A 20,163-nucleotide genomic window follows, 5' to 3' on the forward strand; every position below is an offset into this window, starting at 1 on the left:
AAAATTTTAATTAACAAGTAATCAAAACCTCACAATATGAAATAGACGTAGAAAACACACCCTCTGTGGGTTTAGACCTTTTAAAAAGTACGCAAAGGGGATCGGAGGTATTCTGAACATATACTTACTGAGGAATTGAGCCGATCCCCTTTTAAACAAAAACACCCGCTGTGATCAGCAGGCAGACTGAAAGCAAATTTTGGAATCGTTCAAATAGAATAAATAAGTACATACAACATGAAACTGATTCTTAAGAAACTGACGCTCCACAACTTCAAAGGCATACTGGATATGTCTCTCGACTTTGTTCATAAGACTAAAATATCCGGTGCAAATGAATCCGGGAAGTCAACCATAGTAACAGCATTCTACTGGCTGCTTACAGGTAAGGACGAATTCGATCGTAAAGACTATGAGATCAAGAACACCTATAAAAAGGAATTGAATCGTCAATCTCATGAAGTAGAGGGCGTATTCTCAGTAGACGGAAGGGAGGTAACCCTTAAGCGCGTCTACCTGGAAGACTGGCAGAGACCGAAGGGCCAAAGCCGTGAGGTTTTCAAAGGTCATTACACCGATTTCTACGTAAATGGTGTTAAGTGTGCCACAGCCACAGAGTATCAGCAGAAGGTTGAAGAGATTATCCCCGCAAACATATTGAAGATGGTAACCAACCCTCTTTTCTTCAACACTTTGTCCTGGCAGGACCAGCGTCGTGGATTATTGGCACTGGCCGGTGAGATAACCACCGATGAGATTATCGGGTCTATTGCCAGCGCAGACAATGATTTTTCTACGCTGTTGATGGTTCTCAACTCAGGGAAGAAGCTGGAAGATTATAAGAAGGAACTGGCAGCTAAGAAGAACACTCTGAAAAAATCTGCCATTGAATTCCCTGCTCGTATTGATGAAGCCATGCGCCGCACACCAGAGGCTCATGACTGGGTAGTGTTGCAGTCTGATATTGATAAACGCACCAACAGAATCAAGGAAATTGAGCTCGTCCTGATGGATTCTTCCAAAGCTCTTACTGAGCGCCAGAAGGGTATCACAGCAAAAAGCAATCAGCTATTTTCGAAAAAGCAGGACGCTGAGAAGATCCGCTCTAAAGTACATACTGACCTACTTACTCAGCAAAGTAAGGGTGGCCTGGAAATTACTGGGCTTAAAAACCAGATATCAGCAGCTGAAAGGAACATCCAATTCCGCAAGGACGAAGTTGTAAGAAAGGAGCGAGACATTGAAAACTGGCAGAAGGATATTGAGCAGCTGGATATACAGATCAAAGCGAGAAAGGACGGATGGGATGACTATAACTCAAAGACCTTTTCTTTTGATGAATCCAGCTGTACCTGTCCTACCTGCAAACAGTCGCTTCCCGCGGATGATATTGCAAATAAGCGAATAGAGCTTCAGGCCAACTTCAACAACGAGGTGCTGTCCGGTAAGAAGAAGATGGTTGAAGAGGCAAACTCTTTGAAGCAACGCCGCGCCGAATTGGTAAAAGGTCAGGAAGACGCTCGTAGCTGGATTGATGAGGTTCTTTCCAATGTCAATGATGAAATGGCGAAGTTATCCACCCTCCAGGCCGAATTATCCCAGCTGGAAGAGCAGGAAAGAAACAAAGGCACCTTCGACATCAATACCGCTGTAGAGGCAAAGCTAAATCTCAATGGAGACTACCTAAACCTGAAAGATGAGATTACCTCACTCGAAGAAGAAATTAAAGCCGATACGGCGGCATTAGGTACCACTCAGGACCTCACAGCCGAAAAAGAAGAGAAGGCTCGCTTACAGGTAGAAATATTCGACCTCAGTAAAAAGTTGGCGCTTCGTGATACAATAGCCAAGGCTACTGCAAGAGTGGAAGAACTCAAAAAGGACGAGGAAGCAACGGCACAGGAGATAGCCAATATCGAGCGTCAGGAGTTTGAAGTCGATTCTTATTCCCGCGCAAAGATGGATATCCTTGAAAACCGTGTAAACGGCAAGTTCAAATATGTATCCTTCCGCTTATTCGATCGCCAGGTAAATGGTGGTGAGGCTGATACCTGCGTTTGCGAATACAAAGGCGTTCCGTATCCAACTTTAAACACCGCCGCCAAGATGATGGCAGGCCTCGACGTGATCAACACCTTCTCCAGTCATTACCAAGTGTTTGCTCCGGTGTTCTGCGACAACCGCGAGTCGGTAACAATCATTCCAGAGATAGAATCTCAGACAATCTCATTATTTGTTTCACCCGCCGATCAGTCTATCAGGATTGAGGCAGCATAATACCCCACTAAAATGGAGATAGTTAAACAATCAAATCAGTCATTATCATTCAATTATTTTGACAGCGAGCAGTTTGCTACTATGCAGCGTCTCTGCCAAATGTTCTCTGCCTCAGACCTGGTTCCGGATAAATACCGAACATCAGAAAAAAATCCTGCTGCCAAAGCGATTGCGAATTGTATGATCGCTGTAGAGACTGCGCAAAGAATCAATGCCAGCCCTTTAATGGTTATGCAGAATCTTGATGTAATTCAAGGTAAACCATCCTGGAGCTCAAAATTCCTAATCTCTACAATCAATACCTGTGGGAAGTATGAACAACTTAAGTACAGGTTTCAAAACCTTGGTAAGGTTGGGAAACTTGAGCTCACGGAAACAAAGTGGGAAGGCGGACAAAAGAAGATCTTTAAGGTAGTTTTTGACGGGTCAGATATTGACAACATTGAATGCGTGGCATATACCACCCTTAAGGGCTCAGATGAGGTGATTGAAAGCTCTGAAGTGACCATTAAGATGGCCATTATTGAGGGATGGTACACCAAAGCCGGTTCAAAGTGGCCGATCATGACCAAAAAGATGCTACGCTATCGTGCTGCGTCATTCTGGACAAATGAGCATGCACCTGAATTGAGCCTTGGCATGAGAACCGTAGAAGAAAATCAGGATATCGAGGATATCGATTATGAAGAGATCTCCGATAAGGTTGCTACCAAGATCAAGGAGAACGCAAATAAGCAGGAGATGACGATGGAGGCGACTCCACCTCCACAAGTATCTTCAGATCCGGCACCGGCCCAGCAGAATAATTCAAACACTCCAGCAACTGAGCAAAACCCAATCTGATGGAACTGATTGTATTAGGAAGCAACAGTGCTGGAAATGGTTATCTGCTCCGTGCAAGTAATGGGGATACGCTTCTAATTGAATGCGGGGTGCCTATGAAACGGATAAAGGAAGCACTAAACTTTGACCTGAGCAGGGTCTCTTGCATTGTTTCTCATTGCCACGGCGATCACGCATCATCAATAAGTGATGTATTAAAATCTGGTATTTCTGTTTGGTCAAATGCGCATACCCTGGAAGAGAAGGGTGTTAGGATGCATTACCGAGCCAACATTCTTGTTGCGGGGATAACCTGTCACATTGAAGGCTTCAGGGTAAAGGCGTTCGACGTGAATCACGATGTACCCTGCCATGGCTTCCTTATCTCTCATCCTGAGTGCGGACTTGTCCTTTTCTTGACTGATACCTACTACTGTGACTATACCTTCCCTGGTTTGAATAACATCATTATAGAATGCAATCACGACACAGAGATTATTGATACAAATGGTACTCCTGGTTTTCTCCGGGATCGTATTATCCAATCTCACATGAACCTTAAGACCTGCAAGGAGTTGCTGGCGGCCAATGATCTGAGTAAGGTAAACAACATAGTCCTCATTCACCTATCGGACAGCAACAGCAATCAGTTCCAGTTCCGGAAGGAGATTAGAGAGCTTACTGGTAAGACTGTTCATATTGCAGAAAGAGGAAAAGTTATTCCATTCAATGTAAACCCGATCTGATGTCTGAACGTGTAGTACATATCGAAAATGGGAAGATTGCCAATCCTGCAGCGATTAGGAAGCAGTTTAATGAACTAAGAGACGGCATGTACCTGGTAAAGGTTTCTCCCCGGAAAGTGAGAAGCCTGTCTCAGAATGCCTATTACTGGGCGGTGGTGTGTGGGATGGTAAGGGATGGACTCAGAGACGCAGGATATGATGATGTGTTGACCGACGAAGACGCACATGAGGTCATGAAACACCTGTTTCTAAAGAAAGACATAGTGAATAAAAAGACTGATGAATCTATCCCATCCACGAGAAGTACTACTGAACTGACAACTTTTGAATTTTCTAACTACATCGAGCAGATTATTACATGGGCTGCTCAATACTTAAACATTGTAATACCGTACCCAAATGAATACTAAAATTTTAAATCCGATGATAAGCTTTTTAAGACCGTTCCCGGGAAGGTCCTTAAAAGGTCAAAGGGTAATCCAATTATCGGCAAGCAGAGACGAGCATAATATTTTTCTTTTATAAACAATTCAATCAATGAGTAAGACAATCACTATCAAAAAAGCTGTGCTGACATCCGGGCACGGGTTATCCCTTGAAATGTCTGAGAGGCAAAAGGATGGCACCTACATCGACAGTAAAAGCGATTATTCCGCTCCAGTTCACAGTGATTTGAAGCTGGCTTTCCGTCGAATGAACGTTCACCTGGGCTTATCGTCTGAGCATCTGAAACAGGATGAGATTAACGATGTCGACAGACCAAACGATGATATAGTTGACAAGTATCCTGTTAACAGTATCACCTTCCTTCCAGACGAATCTGGCGTCAAGATCAGTGGTTCAGTTGAACTCACTACGGAAAAGAAAATGCCATTATCTCCTCCTGCTATTAAATGGAATGATGACGACGGCTACGGATATGCCTCTGAGCTTGGTGAGATCACTACCCTGGTCATGTCAGAAATTGAGGCATACCTGGCTGGAAAGCATGCCCCTGATGCTCAACAGGAATTGCCATTTGATAATGGTAGCGAAGAGGATGCAGCATAATTAGGGCCTTCGGGCCCAACATCATCTTAATAAAATGGAACAGTCACCGACACATATAATCGCAGAAAAGAAGGAATGGTTTGAAGTCAAATTCCCTTATCGCAGGATCATGGTTGATCTTATAAAGCATCACTTTCCTACAAGGAGATTCGACCCGGTAAGCAAAACCTTCAGAATAAATAAGGCACATAGAAATGAGCTGGTTGCTTTTGCTCAAAAGCATAAGTTTCATTTTGTTGATACTGACACTCAGCTTCAGAACTGGAAAGATTTCCCTGCCTTACCTCAGCTGCAGTTAAACGAACTGGATTATATCAAGCGTAAGTTGTTCCCCTTCCAGGGAGAAGGTGTTGCTTTTCAGCTGGACAGGAAAGGAGCAATGTGTGGTGACGACATGGGCCTTGGTAAGACAACCCAGTCAATTGCTACTGTATCCATTGCAAACGCATTCCCCAGCCTGGTGATCTGCCCATCTTCATTGAAGTTGAACTGGCAGGAAGAGTGGCAGATAGTTGCTGGTAAAAGATCTGTTATTATGGATGATTCTATAAGGAGGACCTGGGGGAATATTTGGAGCCAGATGAATATCGGTGTATTCATCTGTAATTACGAGGGTCTGAGAAAGTACTTCATTGATTCTGTTGTTACTGACAAGAATGGAAACATTGTAAAGATCGTAGTCAATGAAAGGGCGAAGATGTTCAAATCCATCATCATTGACGAAGCTCATCGCATCAAGGACCATTCTACCCAACAAAGCAAGTATGCCGAAGCTATCGCCCAGCATCCGGAATACAAACTCCTGCTTTCTGGAACCTTTGTTGTAAACGATCCGAAGGATCTGCTGGTACCGCTTAGGATTACCGGCGCCTTGAAATCAGAATTCGGCGGGCAGAAGAACTTCCTGGATACATTCTATCCTGGTGGACGCGCTCAGAACCTTCCTGAACTGGCTTACCGGCTGCGTAAATCATGCTTTTACATGCGGATGAAGAAGGATGTACTGAAGGATTTGCCAGACAAAACAAGGCAAGTAATACACTGTGAGCTATCTAATCGAAAGGAATATGAAAAGGCGGAGCGCAACTTCATGCAATTCCTGGAAGAATCCGGCAAGACATCTGAACAGATTACTAATGCCATGAGGGCAGAAGCACTGGTTCAAATTGGTGTTTTGAAAAAGCTATCTGGTAAGGGTAAGATTGATGCGCTACTGGAATATGCACAAGAAATCATTTCTGCCGGAAAAAAGGTAATCATCTTTTGCTGGCACATCGAGATGGTCGCATTGGTGGCAGAGTCTATTAAAGGTGCCGTGAGACTTACTGGTGAAGAATCCATAGAAGCCAGGCAGGAAAATAAGAACCGTTTTCAAAAGGATCCGCAGGTACCTGCAATCGTTCTCAACTTCCAGGCAGGGGCAGTAGGTCACACACTTACAGCAGCATCTACAGTTCTATTCCTTGAATTCGGCTGGAACCCGATGCATCATGATCAGGCGGAGGACCGGGCCTACCGTATTGGCGTGAAGGATAATGTCCATTGCGTATACTTCGCCGGATCAAATACAATCGATAATCATATCTATGGAATCATTGAAAAGAAGAGAGAAATAGTACAGGCTATAAGCGCAGGAGGAGACGATATTCAAACGAGTGTGCTGGATGATTTGATCAACATTTATAAAAAGTAAACCTATGGCAGACAACACTAATGAAAAGCTGGATGCGCTTCAGAAGAAGTTTGATCGACTCTTTGAGCTTGCCAGAAGGACAAGAGGTCTTCAAAGGGAGTATTTCAAGTACAGAGCCTCCTCGGATCTGGAGAAAGCGAAGCAGTGGGAGAAATCCCTGGATGCATTCATTAATGAAGAACAAAAGAGCCGTGAATCAAAACAAAAGGAATTATTCTAAATGGCAAGGCCGGCAAAAATAGGACTGGATTATTTCCCAATTGATATCGACCTGGATCAGGATGACAAGCTCGGTATGATCATAGGTGAATATGGATCAAAGGGTGAATTATTATGGATAAAGCTATTAGGGTGGATTTATAAGAATGAAGGATACTTTGCTGAGTGGAATGAAGAAGTACAACTGAAGTTCTTGAGACGTTACAATTACTGTGGTTTCTCCTTGAGTTTCGTTAATGAGGTTGTACCGAGGTTTATTAAATGGGGGTTGTTAAATCAAACCGTGTTTAATACGTTTCACATTCTCACTTCAGAACGTATACAAAAGACCTGGCTGGATGCGACACGCAAGCGTAAGGATAGGGTACTAAACGAAAATATCTGGCTTTTAGAGATTAATGACGGCAATCCGGCGGAAGAAACTCAAAATAAGGCGGAATGTATCAACAAATTAAAGGAAATAAAAGAAAAGGAAATAAAAGAAGAATTGATTGTGCCGGAAGAGGCTGCGCCTCATCCTTCCCCCACCGAAAATTCTTCTCCTCCAAAAGATAAACTACAGGAAAAGCAGGGTAAGCTGGTGGAACGTCAGCAGAAGTTCTATCAGGAACTGACTGTATACCTGGAGCAGTATAAACCGGAAATGCTGCGCGCTTTTTACAACCACTGGTCGGAGCCGAATAGGTCTAAAACTAAGATGAAATGTGAATTGGAGGAGACCTGGGATCTGAAGCTAAGACTGATCAAGTGGGAAAAGAATGATGCAAAATTTAATAAAGGCAAAAACAATAGCAGTGATGGACAACAGGGATCTCAATCTTCGGAAGAGTACCAAAGGAAGCGGAAAGAGCTGGAAGAACGTACCAGACGTATATCGTCCGAATGACTTCATGAGCGGCTACCTCCCTCCACAGGAAATTGAGATGGAAAGGGCAGTGCTGGGTGCGATCATGTTGGAAAAAGGGGCCTTTGATATTGTGGCTGAAATCGTAAAGACTGATGTTTTCTACAACGACGCTCACCAGAAGATATACATGGCAATGAGCCGGCTGGCAGAGAAGCTATCACCGATCGATATCCTGACTGTTGTTGGCGAGCTGAAATCCATGGGTGAGCTCGAAAATATAGGTAATGCATACTATGTCACCACTCTTACAAACAATGTCGTATCCTCTGCGAATGTAGAAGCGCATGCGAGGATCATCCTGCAAAAGTACATGAGCAGGGAGTTGATCAGAATCGCTGCCGTAGCTATGACTGAATCATACAAGCAGGAGCAGGATGTATTTGATCTGATGGACACGGTGGGTACCGAGTTTTTCAACCTCTCAGCCGGGCATCTAAAAAGAGATTTCAAACCGATATCAGCTGCTTACTCAAAAGAGATAGATGAGCTACAGGTGCGCACGACGCAGAAACTGGATGTTACCGGGGTGCATACCGGATTCAGATCACTGGATGTGCTTACCGCTGGCTGGCAGAACACAGATTTTATAATCATCGCCGCCAGGCCATCAGTGGGTAAGACAGCCTTTGCATTGAATCTTGCTCGGAATGCCGCTTATCATCCTGTAAAACCAGTGAAAGCCGGCGTGTTCAGTCTAGAAATGTCTACCGGTCAGGTTACACAAAGGCTTATGTCCGCAGCCTGTGAGGTGCCGCTTGATGCCATCCGTCGAGGGAAGTTTGAATCATGGCAGCTTGAAACTCTACGTAACCAGTGGAATGAAAAGCTGCTCAATCAGAACATCTTCATTGACGATACTCCAGGTTTGTCAATCCTGGAACTGCGATCAAAAGCGCGAAAGATGGTAAACAAGCACGGTGTTGGGTTTATCATCATTGACTACCTGCAGTTGATGACAGCCGGAGCAGATGGAAAGAACGGTAATCGTGAACAGGAAATAAGCAAGATTTCCAGGCAAATTAAAGCACTGGCAAAAGAGATAGGAATTCCCATCATAGCCCTTTCCCAGCTTTCACGGGATGTTGAAAAGAGATCTGGAAGCGTACCCATGCTATCTGATCTTCGGGAATCTGGTGCGATCGAGCAAGACGCTGATATGGTGATGTTCCTGTACCGAGATGATTATCAGAAGAACGAGAAGGAGGTAGATGATACAGTAAAAGGGAATACCTACCTGAAAATTGCAAAGCACAGGAATGGTAGGCTGGAAACGCTGGCGCTTAAGGCACGACTGGATGTACAGATATTCGAAGAGCCTTTCTTCATGGAAAAAGCCGACGAGAACTACGCAGGAAAACTGATACCTATCACCCAGGCCAATGCAAAATTTGATCAATCTAACCTGCCGTTCTGATGAGAAAGACAGGTATACCGCTGGAGCAGCTTAAGAAAAGCGCCTGCGCAAAGATCAACGAGGATGTGATCCGGGAGCTGGAGCAGCCAGTTAAGAAAAAGGGCGCAAAAATTCCTCGTCAGGATTGCAAGCAAGTTGTTTGGATGTGGGGAAATCTGGTAGCCTGGTCTCTGGAAACTGGAAACTATGTAGTAAAGGAACATCGGTTTCACCCCGAAAGAATGTGGCGTTTCGACTTCGCACTACCAGATAAAATGATTGGTATCGAGTATGAGGGGTTGATGAGCGAAAAGTCAGGCCATACCACTGTTGATGGCTTTACAAAGGACACGGAAAAATACAATGCTGCACAGCAGCTGGGGTGGAAGGTGATACGATTCACATGGAAGAATTACAAAAAATTTATTAGCGAACTGGAAAAACAATTATGAGAAAGATATATTTCATAGATCTCTTTTGCGGAGCAGGTGGTGTTACTTCAGGCATTCACAGAGCCAGGTATAAAGACCAGGAGTTTGCTAAAGTGATTGCATGTGTCAATCACGATCCGCTGGCAATAGCTTCTCATGAGGCTAATCATCCAGACTGTATACACTACGTTGAAAAGATACAGGTACTTGATCTCGCAGAGTTGAAGGTTATAATAAAGAAGCTACGCCGGCAGGATCCTGATTGTTTGATATTCATTTGGGCCTCCATTGAGTGTACCAATTTTTCAAAGGCTAAAGGAGGACTTCCGCGGGATGCTGACAGTCGTACACTTGCGGAGCATCTGTTCCGGTATGAAGAAGAGTTGTATCTGGATGGATGGTTTATTGAAAACGTAGAAGAGTTTATGGCTTGGGGCCCCCTGGATAAAAATGGCAAGCCAATATCACGGCGTAATGGTGAGGACTATCTGAGATGGGTAAATAATATGCAGTCTTACGGTTACAACTTTGACTACAGGATACTCAATGCCGCGGACTTTGGTGCTCATACTTCCAGAAAAAGATATTTCGCTCAATTCATGCGACCTGGGTTGCCTATTAACTGGCCGGAAGCCACCCATAGCAAAAAGCAAGTTTCAAATGGCATGTTTGGACACCTAGCTAAATGGAAAGCAGTAAAGGACGTACTGGATCTCTCGGATGAAGGGAAGAGTATTTTTTCACGGCAGAAGGCACTTTCTGAAAAGACGCTGGAAAGGATTTATGCTGGTCTGGTTAAGTATGTTGCTAATGGTGAGGAGATGTTCATTGCCAAACATTTTTCCGGCAGGCCAAAGGGGAAGGTCATTCCTGTTACTGGTCCTGCGGGAACTGTAACCACGTTTAATTGTCAATCCTTAGTAAATGTGAGCTTTATAGCAAAGTACTACAGCAGCGGCGGCCAGTTGAACAGCATTGAAGAACCTGCATCAACTTTGCCAACAAAGGATAGGCTATCAATGGTGCAGGCGGTATGGCTTGATAAAAATTACTCAGGAAAACATAACCACCAGTCTATTAATCAGCCGGCCGGCACAATTGTCACTAACGATAAATACGCCCTTGTTTCTGCTCAACGTGCTTTTCTCATGGGTACAAACTTTAGTAACATGCCTACCAGCCTGGATGCACCAGCACCGACAATTACCGCAAATAGAAAGTGGTCCTACCTGGTAAACCCGTCATGGGGAGGATATGCTACCTCTACGGAACAGCCGTCACCTGTGATCGTAGCAAGAAGCGATAAAGCACCGATATACCTGGTGCAGGCAGAAAACGGCCAGCTGGGGATTGAAATCTTTGAAACTGATTCTCCGTGCCTTATTAAAATCAAGGAGTTCATGGCGAGCCACGGTATTGTTGATATCAAAATGCGCATGCTGAAAATACCAGAGTTACTTAGAATTCAGGGGTTTGGTGATAATTATCATCTCAAAGGAACACAGGCGGATCAAAAAAAGTTCATTGGTAATGCTGTGGAGGTGAACCAAGCAAAGGTGATTATTGAGGCAAGCTACGCCGGTATTGTGGAATTGTCAGAACGTAAAACAGCCTAAAAGGATTGAACATGATTGAGTATAATGAATTCCTTAAAAGGAAGGTTAGGTTAGCAGGCAGCAACGGATTTGAAGTCAGCATTGATGAGATCAACCCAGCATTGAAACCTCATAATCGGTTAATGGTGAAGTGGAATGTTGAGGGTGGCCGTCGTGCAAACTTCGCTTCATTTGGCTTGCACAAAACAGTAACGCAACTGGAAACCATTCGTATAATTCTCACCAGAACCGGTGGCCGTGGGTTAATCATTGCTCCACTCGGTGTACGGCAGGAGTTTATTAATGATGCAAGGAACATCCTCGGATGGCAGGTACTCCCGAAGTTCATCAGGTCTATCAACGAATGCGAGGAAACCGGGATATACATAACCAATTACGAGACGGTTAGGGATGGTAAGATAGACCCCCGGTTATTCCAGGTAGCATCCCTTGATGAAGCAAGTATATTGAGAGGGTTCGGAGGTAGTAAAACATTCAGAGAATTTATGCGCCTGTTTACCGGTGATGGCGGTCCGCTTGGCAATCGAAGGGGATCAGAATGTGTACCATATAGATTTGTAGCGACGGCAACGCCTTCTCCAAACGACTATATAGAGCTGCTGGCATACGCGGATTTCCTGGGCATTATGGATATCAGCCAGGCCAAAACAAGGTTTTTTAAGCGTGATAGCACCAAGGCAGATAAGCTCACCTTGCATGCACATAAGGAAAAAGAGTTCTGGCTGTGGGTTGCCAGCTGGGGCCTGTTTGTTCAGAAACCTTCTGACATCACTGGAGACCCTGCGGATGATCAGGGTTACATCCTTCCGGAACTTGATTTAAGATGGCACGAGTTGCCAACTGATCATACATCTGCAGGTAGCGAAAAGAGTGGCCAGGGAAGATTGTTTAAAGATGTTGCACTGGGGTTGACTGGCGCTGCAAAGGAAAAACGAGATAGTCTCTCCGATCGCATATCTAAATTATTGGAACTGCGTGCCGAGGATCCAGCTGCTCACAGAATTATCTGGCACGACCTGGAAAGCGAAAGGCAGGCCATTGAAAAAGCGATTCCTTCCTGCCAGGCTGTTTATGGCTCCCAAAAGCTAGAGGTGAGGGAGGATACAGTATCTGCCTTTGCATATGGACAAATTCAGGAGCTGGCAGCTAAACCGTGCATGCTTGGTTCTGGTACCAACTTACAGAGACACTGCCACTGGGCAATATACCTGGGCATCGGATTTAAATTCAATGACTTTATTCAATCCATTCATCGCCTGCTACGATTTCTTCAGCAGCATCGGGTACGTATTGACCTTATCTATACCGAGGCAGAGCGCGAAGTCAGAAAGGTTCTTGAAACGAAATGGCAAAATCATAATAAACAAGTTCGAGTAATGACAGACATAATAAAAGAATTTGGGCTATCACAATCAGCCATGGCGAATCTGCTTACCAGGAAGATTGGCGTTGAAAGAATCGAGGTGAAAGGCAGCCGGTACCGCATTGTGAACAATGATTGTGTTTTGGAGGCACGGAGACTGGAATCGAATAGCATAGGCCTGGTACTTACCAGCATCCCGTTCGCAACTCAATACGAGTATTCCCCGAATTATTCAGACTTCGGTCATAGTGAAAATAATGAGGAGTTCTTTGAACAGATGGACTACCTCACACCGGAGCTTTACCGTGCACTTATTCCCGGGAGAATAGCAGCAATTCATGTTAAGGATAGGATTGTTCCGATCGGGATGACAGGCCTGGGAACTCAAACTTCATATCCCTTCCATTGTCATACCATCATGCACTTTCAGAAACACGGGTTTGCGTATATGGGCATGAAGACAATTGTGACTGATGTAGTACGTGAGAATAACCAAACCTATCGCCTCGGGTGGTCAGAGCAATGTAAAGACGGTAGCAAAATGGGGGTGGGAATGCCAGAGTATCTGCTCCTTTTTAGAAAACCTCCTACCGATACCTCAAACAGTTATGCCGACATCCCGGTAGTAAAGCAAAAGAAGGAGTACTCTTTATCAAAATGGCAGGTAGATGCACATGGCTATGCCCGGTCATCTGGTGATAGGCTGCTTACTCCAAATGAGATTGCTGGTTTGGAGCATGATAAAATTTTCAAGGTGTTCAAAGACTATTCCTTAAATCATGTTTACGATTTCGATTATCATGTTTCAATCGGGGATTCTCTGGAAGCCACTGGAAAGCTGCCAACAACTTTTATGCTCTTACAGCCTCAGAGCTGGTCAGATGACGTATGGACGGATATTACAAGAATGAGGACACTCAATAGTTCTCAGTACAGCAAAGGTAAGGAGATGCACCTTTGTCCGCTTCAAATAGACCTGGGGAAGCGGGTGATCAATCAGCTTTCCAATAAAGGTGATATGGTTTTGGATCCCTTCGGTGGAATAATGACGGTACCGTCATTGGCTGTTGAACTGGAAAGGTTTGGGGTTGCATTTGAGCTAAATCATAATTACTTCATTGACGGTGCAGCATACTGTAAAGCTGCAGAAGAAAGTGTAAAAATGCCAACCCTATTCGACCTGTAAAATCTTTAAACTATAAATAACAAATTATGACAACAGAAAAATTCGAACAATGGTGCATCGTAGAACTCATGGGGCACCAGAAAATTGCCGGTAAATGCTCCGAGCAGAATATCGCTGGTTCAAACATGCTGCGGGTTGATGTACCAACCACAGAAAAACAGCCCGGGTTCACCAGGTTCTATTCTTCCTCTGCTGTATATGCAATTCACCCGGTTGATGAGCAGACAGCCACATTAATGGCTGGTAGGTTACAGCAGGCACCAATTACGATTTGGGATATGCAGGAGCTGATGAGAAGCAAAACCCCGGAGTTGGCAGCAGGCGGTAACATTGACAAGGATGATACCGGGTTTTAGGGGCAAATCTAAAGTTGGCAGGGAGGTTACTCAGGAGATTATTTCAACTCTAACTTATCATCTACAATTCCCAAATCGGTCTCGTATTGAGCGCCTCCCTGACTAGTTCTGGGGTATCCCCATCTACGTTCGGAACCATCAGCATATTCAAACAGAATAAAAAAATTGTCTCCATCAAGACCATTGGTGACTCTTTTTACATAATCTAAGTTGATTGCCTCGCTCTGATTGTAGTTTAAATGACTTCTTACAAATTTTGCCATATAAAAAATTTAGGTACTAAATATAACGAAAATGAAACTACAAGACAAATGCTGCACCCTGGAACAGGGTAAGCGCCTGGTGGAACTCGGGGTACCCACCCAAGGTGTCACCTTCTGGCACATGCCCGCTAAGTCCGGAACGCACGGTGAGTGTATCCGGTTCGGCTGGCATGGCGATGCGATCGCACCAGCTTTCGATGTCGCGGAGCTGGGAGAGCTATTGCCAGTTCGACCTGATTCAAATTTATCCTATGATTGGTATCATCGACATAATTGGAGAGGCCATTCGGTCGGGTATTCAGAAGCAGGTGGAAAAAGGCACATTGAAACAGTATGGTATAAAACAGAAGCAGAAGCCCGAGCACAACTCCTTATCCACCTGCTCGAAAACAATCTCATCACCTTTAAACCTGACACAGTCATGAAACAAGAAAAAGATTTACAGACGAATGATGATAATTCATTCAAATGCACTTGTAATAATGTAGCTATGGGATCACAGGCAAATGCGCTGTTTGTTCCTCCACCCAAACATTTTAATTCAGTACATAAGGGCTACTGGATAGATAAATGCATCTTCCACGAAGTAATGATGCTGTGGGCAATAGGTGTGGCAACTAATGGCTGCTGCTGCGGTCATGGGATAGCCGAGCCTTATATAGGAGTAGATGATGAATTCATCCAGTTCATGAAGGACTTAGGCTATCAAACCGAGCGTAACAACCCTAGGCCTAATTATGTAAATCATTTTTATCCAATCGGGGAGGAAAGTTTGAGACATATTATTTCTGAAAAATACTTTAAACCGGGTACCGTAACGTTAGCGGAATAATCATGAGTTATCCAACATATGTACCACGCATTGGTAATGCAACAGCTGAATTGATAGATGACGAAATTAATCGCGCTAAAACTAAATTTAAGGAAGTAAAATTCAATAGCGCTCATGAAGGTTTTGCTGTCTTAAAGGAGGAAGTAGACGAGCTATGGGATGAGGTCAAAAAAGATGGATCAAAAGAGCGGATGCGCGCCGAAGCGGTACAGGTTGCTGCAATGGCAATAAGATTTATTAACGAATTAACCTAACCGGCGAAGGAGGCCGAATCAAATGGATAACGAAACACGCGACGCAGCCTGGAAGTATGCCAGGTGTCAAAATCACGATGACCGGCAGGCAGAAGACCGGTCTATTAGAGATTTCGAGGCCGGTGCTGGCAGGTCCGGTACAGAAAGCTCCCCGAAAGATACATATGAGAGGCTTCCAGGGATTCAGGTACGTTTACGAAGAATTATTTTAAACCAAACCGGGTACGGGTAAGATAGTATTGAGGCAAGAAAACTCTAATAGAGTTCGCTTGCCTCTTTTTGATTACTTTTGTACTGTAATCCCTGCACGATGGCACGTCTAAAAAAAGGAGAAATACGACCAAAAGAGAAAATGCAACAAGATGCCCTTGCTGCCTACGAAGCATGCGGTAACATTACTGAAGCCTGCAAGAAATCCAAAATCGCACGCCGAACATTCTACAACTGGCTGGATGAGAGCAAGCCAGATAACAAATACTTCATTGATGGATTTAAAGCCGTTTCTAAGATGGCTATCGGTGTCCTGGAGGATGAAGCCAACAGGAGAGCGGTAAAGGGGGTAAAAAAGGGCATTTACTACAAAGGTAAACGTGTTGCTTGGGTACAGGAATACAGCGACACCCTGCTGATAGTTCTGCTTAAAGCGCATGCCCCGGAGAAGTACAAGGATAGAACCAGCAACGAGCATTCCGGCCCTAATGGCGGTCCAATACCAACCGAAGTCACACACAGGGTAATCTTTGAGGATAATGGGGAGTGAGTACAGACACAAGTTCTCTAAGCTTTATAAGCCTGTTTTCACCACCAAGGCTCGCTACATTCACATTTGGGGTGGCCGGGCCGCTGGGCGTTCCCATTTCGGCACCAGGTATTTCCTGTTCCTTCTTACCCAAACCAACTACTTCCGAGGTGTATTCCTACGCAACGTGTTCTCTGATATCAGGGATTCCCTGTTTGCCGACTTCAAAGACCGGTTAGAGGAAAGTGACTTCGACGAGGAAGACTTTGAGATCAATGAGAGCAAGATGACGATCCTGTATAAGCCTACAGGTAATACGATCATCAGTAAGGGTTTTAGAAAATCAAGCGGCAACCGGTCTGCAAAGCTGAAATCACTGGCGGGTATTACACATGTACTTATTGAGGAGGCAGACGAGAACCCTGAAGGTGATGTCAACAAGCTGGATGATTCCATACGTACCGATAAGATTGACAATATCCAGGTTATCTTCCTATACAACCCTCCCAGCAAAAACCATTGGCTTATAAAGCGCTTTTACAACCTGGAGGAATGTGGTTTATTCGATGGAAAGCCATACACAGATTCAAACGGCAATTACCATCCGGAAGGAAAGCCGCTCCCATATTACAAAGCCATTCCGAAGGAAAACCCTGATGTTCTTTGTATCCACTCTACCTACAAAGACAACATCAAGAACCTCAATGCAAAGACTGTAGCCAAATACCAGGCATATGGAGATACCAATAGCCAGTTCTACAACGCTGAACAGTACTATGTGGACGTATGCGGCTTGGTGCCGGAGGGTGCGCGTGGTAGAATTTACAGGAACTGGAAGCATATTACCCTCGCCTTCTTCAGATCTCTACCCTACACGTCTATATATGCCATTGACTTTGGTTACTCTGGTGATCCCGTTGCGGTGGTAGAACTCAAGATACATAATAACAGGGCCTTCTGGCATGAGGTGATTTATGAACCTGGCCTAACTAATCCGGCTTTGGCAGACATGATGCGGCTACGCGGGGTACCGCGAAATGCAATTATTATCGCTGATTCGGCAGAGCCAAAGAGTATTCAGGAATTACGGGATCTTGGATTTACCCATATCAGAGCAGCCGACAAGGGTCCTGATAGCCTCAAATTTGGTATCAAGCAAGTCGCTGCTATGGAGAACTATGGTACAGAATGTTCTGATAACCTATGGATGGAGAACGAAGAGTATAAGTGGAAACTCGGCGCTGATGGTGAACCAACAGACGAGCCAGTAGACGCAAACAACCACCTTAAAGATGCGGGCAGGTATGGTATTACAACTTATAAAGGGCTGAAGCGCAAAAAGAAAACCAAGGTGGCAAATACAAGTACTGACACATCCTCGTTACCATCGTCCTCACTCTCAAAGTTGGATTGGATATAAAAATCAAAAAGAGTTCTGTAAACTCAATTTAATTACCTTTGATGAAAAGGTAGTTTATGGAAAATACCCAACGCATTTCTATTGCTCTTGATATTCTTGATGAAGCTAAACAGGATATCGCTGGCGTTCTTGAAAACGATCATTCTGTGTTGTTAATCGTAGAATCAGGATTAACCCGCCTGATTAACAGACTCTCTGCCATGATTGGCAAATCTGCTCATACTGGCGCTATCGTAGAACATCCTCCGATTACGGATTTCATGGGCGAAAAAATCGAGTATGCAAAGCAGATTGATGTTGCTGTACTCACACCGCTTGAAGCTGACAAACAGCATTTCAGGCAACGTGTGAATGAACTCTATGACCAGTTTGATTCTATCTCTCCAGAAGGGTTGGTACAAAACGCCACTATTCCTGAAGAGCAAATTTTTATTCGTGGTGTGGCAAAGAAAGCCGGAGTTGAAGGATACGAGGACAGAGAAATCACGGTGGAGTTTATTGAAGAAATAGCAGCAGCCATCAAGCAGCAGGCAGCCGACTCAGCACAGCAGGCTGCTATTGATAAGCAGCTGGCAGACCCGGAGGCGAGCACGAAAGGTCGTAAACCAGCAAAAGGTAATCAGTAATGAGGATAACAATTAACGATAAGGAGGTAGTAATCCCTACCTCCTTATCAGAGTTCACCCTGGGTCAACGTATTGCCTTTCAAGAGGAATATGGTAATGAACTGGACACATGGCTGAAGAAGATAGTTGATATGGAGGATGGCTTAGATAAGGAGATGGAAGAAATGGAATTCCGAATGGAGAAGATGTTCCGAACCTTCGCCTTCTTTGCCGGATGTACGCCTGACGCGCTAAAAGAGAGCGAGTTCGTAGATAACATCGCTAACATCTACCACTCCTGCCTCTCTGTATTGTTTGAAAGCGAGAGTAAGGTAGAGTGCTTGCAGGAGTATCACTGGAAAGGAGAAACCTGGGTATTGCATCCACCTTCACTTAAGCATGGTGATCAGATGAAGTTCGGTGAGTTCATTGACTCGAAGCAGGTAGTTCAAAATCTAATGGAGCTTGGTAAAAGCCGCTGGGATGCAATGCTAAACCTTTGTGCCATCTATCTAAGAAGACCCTCTGAGGAGTACGACGAATCGTTTCTTTATGATAACAGTGAGCGGATAGAGATGATGCGGGAGTTACCGATGGACATCGCACTGGGTGTAGGTTTTTTTTTGACCGCTTCAATAAGTTTGTCAAATCATCATTTCCAGTCTTCCAACGTAGCCGAATAAAAGGCGGCGGAAAACACTCAGCAAAGCACTTCGAACAATGGGGATGGGTGAATTTCCTGAAGTCAATAGCCAAAACGAAAGTCTTTGATATACCTGGTTCAAACATGAATAGCATTCAATGTGCGAGGATGGCATTGGCTTTTGATGTTTTGGTATATGCATCTGAAGAAAAGGAACTGAACGAAGCTCAGCACCTTGACTATGAGGCAGAAAGAGAAAAATCAAAGTAGTCATCAACTAAATCAAATTATATGAACGTAGTACAGCAATTCAACGAAAGAAAGCAGAAAGCATTACAGGTAACCAAAATGCCAATTACGGCAATTGGTCCTAAGTGGTATGACACGGCAAAAATTGCTCTCGAATATTCATCATGCTTGTCACTTGGTATTTCTCCTGGTGAATTGAAAAAGCTACTGGTTAGGAAGCCGGAAGATCTAACCATGATGGACTTTGCATTACTATCGAACAATCTGGAGGGTAAGAGTGCAAAGGATCTTGGTGTAAGCATTGATGAATATGTGGCACTGTTGGAATCAGGCGCAGAAGCTGTTTCTCAATGGCAGGAGTTATCTGGTGAGATTGACGATCAGATCAAAAAAGAGCTTGCCGAGGAAGCTATTAAAGCAAAAGAAGAAGCGCTGAACAACCCGCTTGGCTCATTCTCAGCAAAACCCGCCCAAGCATGACCAGCTACCCATTCATAGAAACCTTCTTTAAAAGCGTCCTTGAACAGTCGAAAGGCATTCAGGGGCGCTTTCATCTCTGCCCCCGTTTCGGGTTGGAGATAAACAGCGACCAGCTGGAAAGTGTCATTAATGACGATATTAAGCCGGTATCAGGCAGGAAATATCCGATGGCGCTTATGATGCCGCCACGTAGCCAGGGTAGTTTTACCGGAGTATTTGGTGAGTGGGAAACCTACCGTGCAGTTATGTTCTTCCTGAATACCACTTACTACACTGGTAACAACCAGGTCAAGGCACCTAATCCCAACACACGCACTTCCACTCATTCAATCACTGAGGACTGGCACGATATGAAGCGATGCGCTGTCAACTTCCTGCGTGTGCTGGATCGCATCCAGCGGCAAAAGGGTTTAACCACATATGTTTTTCGTCTATCTACTACCCAGCAAAGCATGATTGACCCAGTGTCCTCTATTGGTAGCGACCGGGTGTCCGGTGTACGACTGGATTTCCAGTTCTCCCTGATGGTTGGCTGTGATATTGAGGACTACACAACTGAAGGAATTTCATCTATCACCGTTCCCGTTGCCGATCCGCATCCGGAACACAAACTGTAAAC

Annotated in this window: 24 protein-coding genes and 1 pseudogene; 23 read left to right on the top strand and 2 right to left on the bottom strand. The window is 44.5% G+C overall.

The features are described 5' to 3' along the window. The first annotated feature begins 237 nt into the window (after positions 1-237). The 3 genes and pseudogenes from U0033_RS09950 to U0033_RS33285 all read left to right on the top strand — a co-directional run. On the top strand, positions 238-2,277 hold the full coding sequence (locus tag U0033_RS09950) for an AAA family ATPase (protein ID WP_072356884.1): 2,040 nt from the start codon (positions 238-240) through the stop codon (positions 2,275-2,277). Positions 2,278-2,289: 12 nt separating this feature from the next. Then, the gene (locus U0033_RS09955; RefSeq protein ID WP_143150585.1) at positions 2,290-3,120 is read left to right on the top strand and encodes a hypothetical protein; all 831 of its coding nucleotides are present in this window, start codon (positions 2,290-2,292) and stop codon (positions 3,118-3,120) included. Further along, positions 3,120-3,266, top strand: a pseudogene (locus U0033_RS33285) (hypothetical protein); the annotation flags it as partial. The gene U0033_RS09955 and the pseudogene U0033_RS33285, both read left to right, overlap by 1 nt. A 72-nt stretch (positions 3,267-3,338) precedes the next feature. On the opposite strand, the gene U0033_RS09960 reads toward U0033_RS33285, so the two are convergent. Beyond that, a complete protein-coding gene (locus U0033_RS09960; RefSeq protein WP_218163970.1) occupies positions 3,339-3,650 on the bottom strand; it encodes a hypothetical protein in 312 nt (103 codons plus the stop codon). Between U0033_RS09960 and U0033_RS09965 the strand changes: the two genes are divergently transcribed. The 11 genes from U0033_RS09965 (at position 3,651) to U0033_RS10015 (ending at position 14,059) form a co-directional block, all read left to right on the top strand. Then, a complete protein-coding gene (locus tag U0033_RS09965) occupies positions 3,651-3,845 on the top strand; it encodes a hypothetical protein (protein ID WP_218163969.1) in 195 nt (64 codons plus the stop codon). It begins immediately after the preceding gene. Then, on the top strand, positions 3,845-4,255 hold the full coding sequence (locus U0033_RS09970; protein ID WP_072356881.1) for a hypothetical protein: 411 nt from the start codon (positions 3,845-3,847) through the stop codon (positions 4,253-4,255). Before U0033_RS09965 ends, U0033_RS09970 begins: the two co-directional genes overlap by 1 nt. Positions 4,256-4,382: 127 nt before the next feature. Continuing rightward, positions 4,383-4,895: a hypothetical protein gene (locus tag U0033_RS09975; RefSeq protein ID WP_072356880.1), complete on the top strand. Its 513-nt coding sequence runs from the start codon at positions 4,383-4,385 to the stop codon at positions 4,893-4,895. A gap of 34 nt (positions 4,896-4,929) precedes the next feature. Continuing rightward, positions 4,930-6,588, top strand: coding sequence for a DEAD/DEAH box helicase (locus U0033_RS09980; protein ID WP_072356879.1), 1,659 nt, complete (start codon positions 4,930-4,932; stop codon positions 6,586-6,588). 4 nt (positions 6,589-6,592) lie between these two features. Next, positions 6,593-6,808, top strand: coding sequence for a hypothetical protein (locus U0033_RS09985; RefSeq protein ID WP_072356878.1), 216 nt, complete (start codon positions 6,593-6,595; stop codon positions 6,806-6,808). Beyond that, positions 6,809-7,693 carry a DUF4373 domain-containing protein gene (locus tag U0033_RS09990; RefSeq protein WP_072356877.1) on the top strand — a complete coding sequence of 295 codons (885 nt, stop codon included), beginning with the start codon at positions 6,809-6,811 and terminating at the stop codon, positions 7,691-7,693. Beyond that, positions 7,605-9,128 carry a replicative DNA helicase gene (gene dnaB, locus U0033_RS09995; RefSeq protein WP_245801704.1) on the top strand — a complete coding sequence of 508 codons (1,524 nt, stop codon included), beginning with the start codon at positions 7,605-7,607 and terminating at the stop codon, positions 9,126-9,128. The genes U0033_RS09990 and dnaB overlap by 89 nt, the downstream gene beginning before the upstream one ends. Continuing rightward, a complete protein-coding gene (locus tag U0033_RS10000; RefSeq protein ID WP_083571307.1) occupies positions 9,128-9,559 on the top strand; it encodes a PDDEXK family nuclease in 432 nt (143 codons plus the stop codon). Before dnaB ends, U0033_RS10000 begins: the two co-directional genes overlap by 1 nt. Further along, positions 9,556-11,154 (top strand): DNA cytosine methyltransferase, encoded by a 1,599-nt coding sequence (locus tag U0033_RS10005; RefSeq protein WP_072356875.1) that lies wholly within the window; start codon positions 9,556-9,558, stop codon positions 11,152-11,154. Before U0033_RS10000 ends, U0033_RS10005 begins: the two co-directional genes overlap by 4 nt. An 11-nt stretch (positions 11,155-11,165) precedes the next feature. Then, positions 11,166-13,703 (top strand): DNA methyltransferase, encoded by a 2,538-nt coding sequence (locus U0033_RS10010; protein ID WP_072356874.1) that lies wholly within the window; start codon positions 11,166-11,168, stop codon positions 13,701-13,703. Positions 13,704-13,729: 26 nt separating this feature from the next. Further along, entirely contained in the window at positions 13,730-14,059 is a 330-nt protein-coding gene (locus U0033_RS10015; protein WP_072356873.1) for a hypothetical protein, read from the top strand. Between the two features lie 38 nt (positions 14,060-14,097). Here the strand turns inward: U0033_RS10015 and U0033_RS10020 are convergent, their stop codons facing one another. After that, entirely contained in the window at positions 14,098-14,322 is a 225-nt protein-coding gene (locus U0033_RS10020) for a hypothetical protein (protein ID WP_072356872.1), read from the bottom strand. Between the two features lie 31 nt (positions 14,323-14,353). On the opposite strand from U0033_RS10020, the gene U0033_RS10025 reads away from it, so the two are divergent. The 9 genes from U0033_RS10025 to U0033_RS10065 all read left to right on the top strand — a co-directional run bounded on the left by U0033_RS10025 (position 14,354) and on the right by U0033_RS10065 (position 20,161). After that, positions 14,354-15,154 carry a hypothetical protein gene (locus U0033_RS10025; RefSeq protein WP_072356871.1) on the top strand — a complete coding sequence of 267 codons (801 nt, stop codon included), beginning with the start codon at positions 14,354-14,356 and terminating at the stop codon, positions 15,152-15,154. A 2-nt stretch (positions 15,155-15,156) separates the two neighbouring features. Continuing rightward, positions 15,157-15,408: a hypothetical protein gene (locus U0033_RS10030; protein ID WP_072356870.1), complete on the top strand. Its 252-nt coding sequence runs from the start codon at positions 15,157-15,159 to the stop codon at positions 15,406-15,408. Between the two features lie 310 nt (positions 15,409-15,718). Then, positions 15,719-16,168, top strand: coding sequence for a hypothetical protein (locus U0033_RS10035; protein WP_072356868.1), 450 nt, complete (start codon positions 15,719-15,721; stop codon positions 16,166-16,168). Further along, positions 16,158-17,567: a PBSX family phage terminase large subunit gene (locus U0033_RS10040; protein ID WP_072356867.1), complete on the top strand. Its 1,410-nt coding sequence runs from the start codon at positions 16,158-16,160 to the stop codon at positions 17,565-17,567. The genes U0033_RS10035 and U0033_RS10040 overlap by 11 nt, the downstream gene beginning before the upstream one ends. A gap of 56 nt (positions 17,568-17,623) precedes the next feature. Continuing rightward, positions 17,624-18,193, top strand: coding sequence for a hypothetical protein (locus U0033_RS10045; RefSeq protein WP_072356866.1), 570 nt, complete (start codon positions 17,624-17,626; stop codon positions 18,191-18,193). Further along, on the top strand, positions 18,193-18,855 hold the full coding sequence (locus tag U0033_RS10050; protein WP_072356865.1) for a hypothetical protein: 663 nt from the start codon (positions 18,193-18,195) through the stop codon (positions 18,853-18,855). The genes U0033_RS10045 and U0033_RS10050 overlap by 1 nt, the downstream gene beginning before the upstream one ends. A 104-nt stretch (positions 18,856-18,959) precedes the next feature. Further along, positions 18,960-19,085, top strand: a complete 126-nt coding sequence (locus tag U0033_RS10055) for a hypothetical protein (RefSeq protein WP_262487747.1) — start codon at positions 18,960-18,962, stop codon at positions 19,083-19,085. Positions 19,086-19,106: 21 nt separating this feature from the next. Further along, positions 19,107-19,544, top strand: coding sequence for a hypothetical protein (locus U0033_RS10060; protein WP_072356864.1), 438 nt, complete (start codon positions 19,107-19,109; stop codon positions 19,542-19,544). Next, on the top strand, positions 19,541-20,161 hold the full coding sequence (locus U0033_RS10065; protein WP_072356863.1) for a hypothetical protein: 621 nt from the start codon (positions 19,541-19,543) through the stop codon (positions 20,159-20,161). Before U0033_RS10060 ends, U0033_RS10065 begins: the two co-directional genes overlap by 4 nt. The last annotated feature ends 2 nt before the right edge of the window (positions 20,162-20,163 follow it).

This window comes from Chitinophaga sancti (genome assembly GCF_034424315.1).
GTDB lineage: Bacteria > Bacteroidota > Bacteroidia > Chitinophagales > Chitinophagaceae > Chitinophaga > Chitinophaga sancti.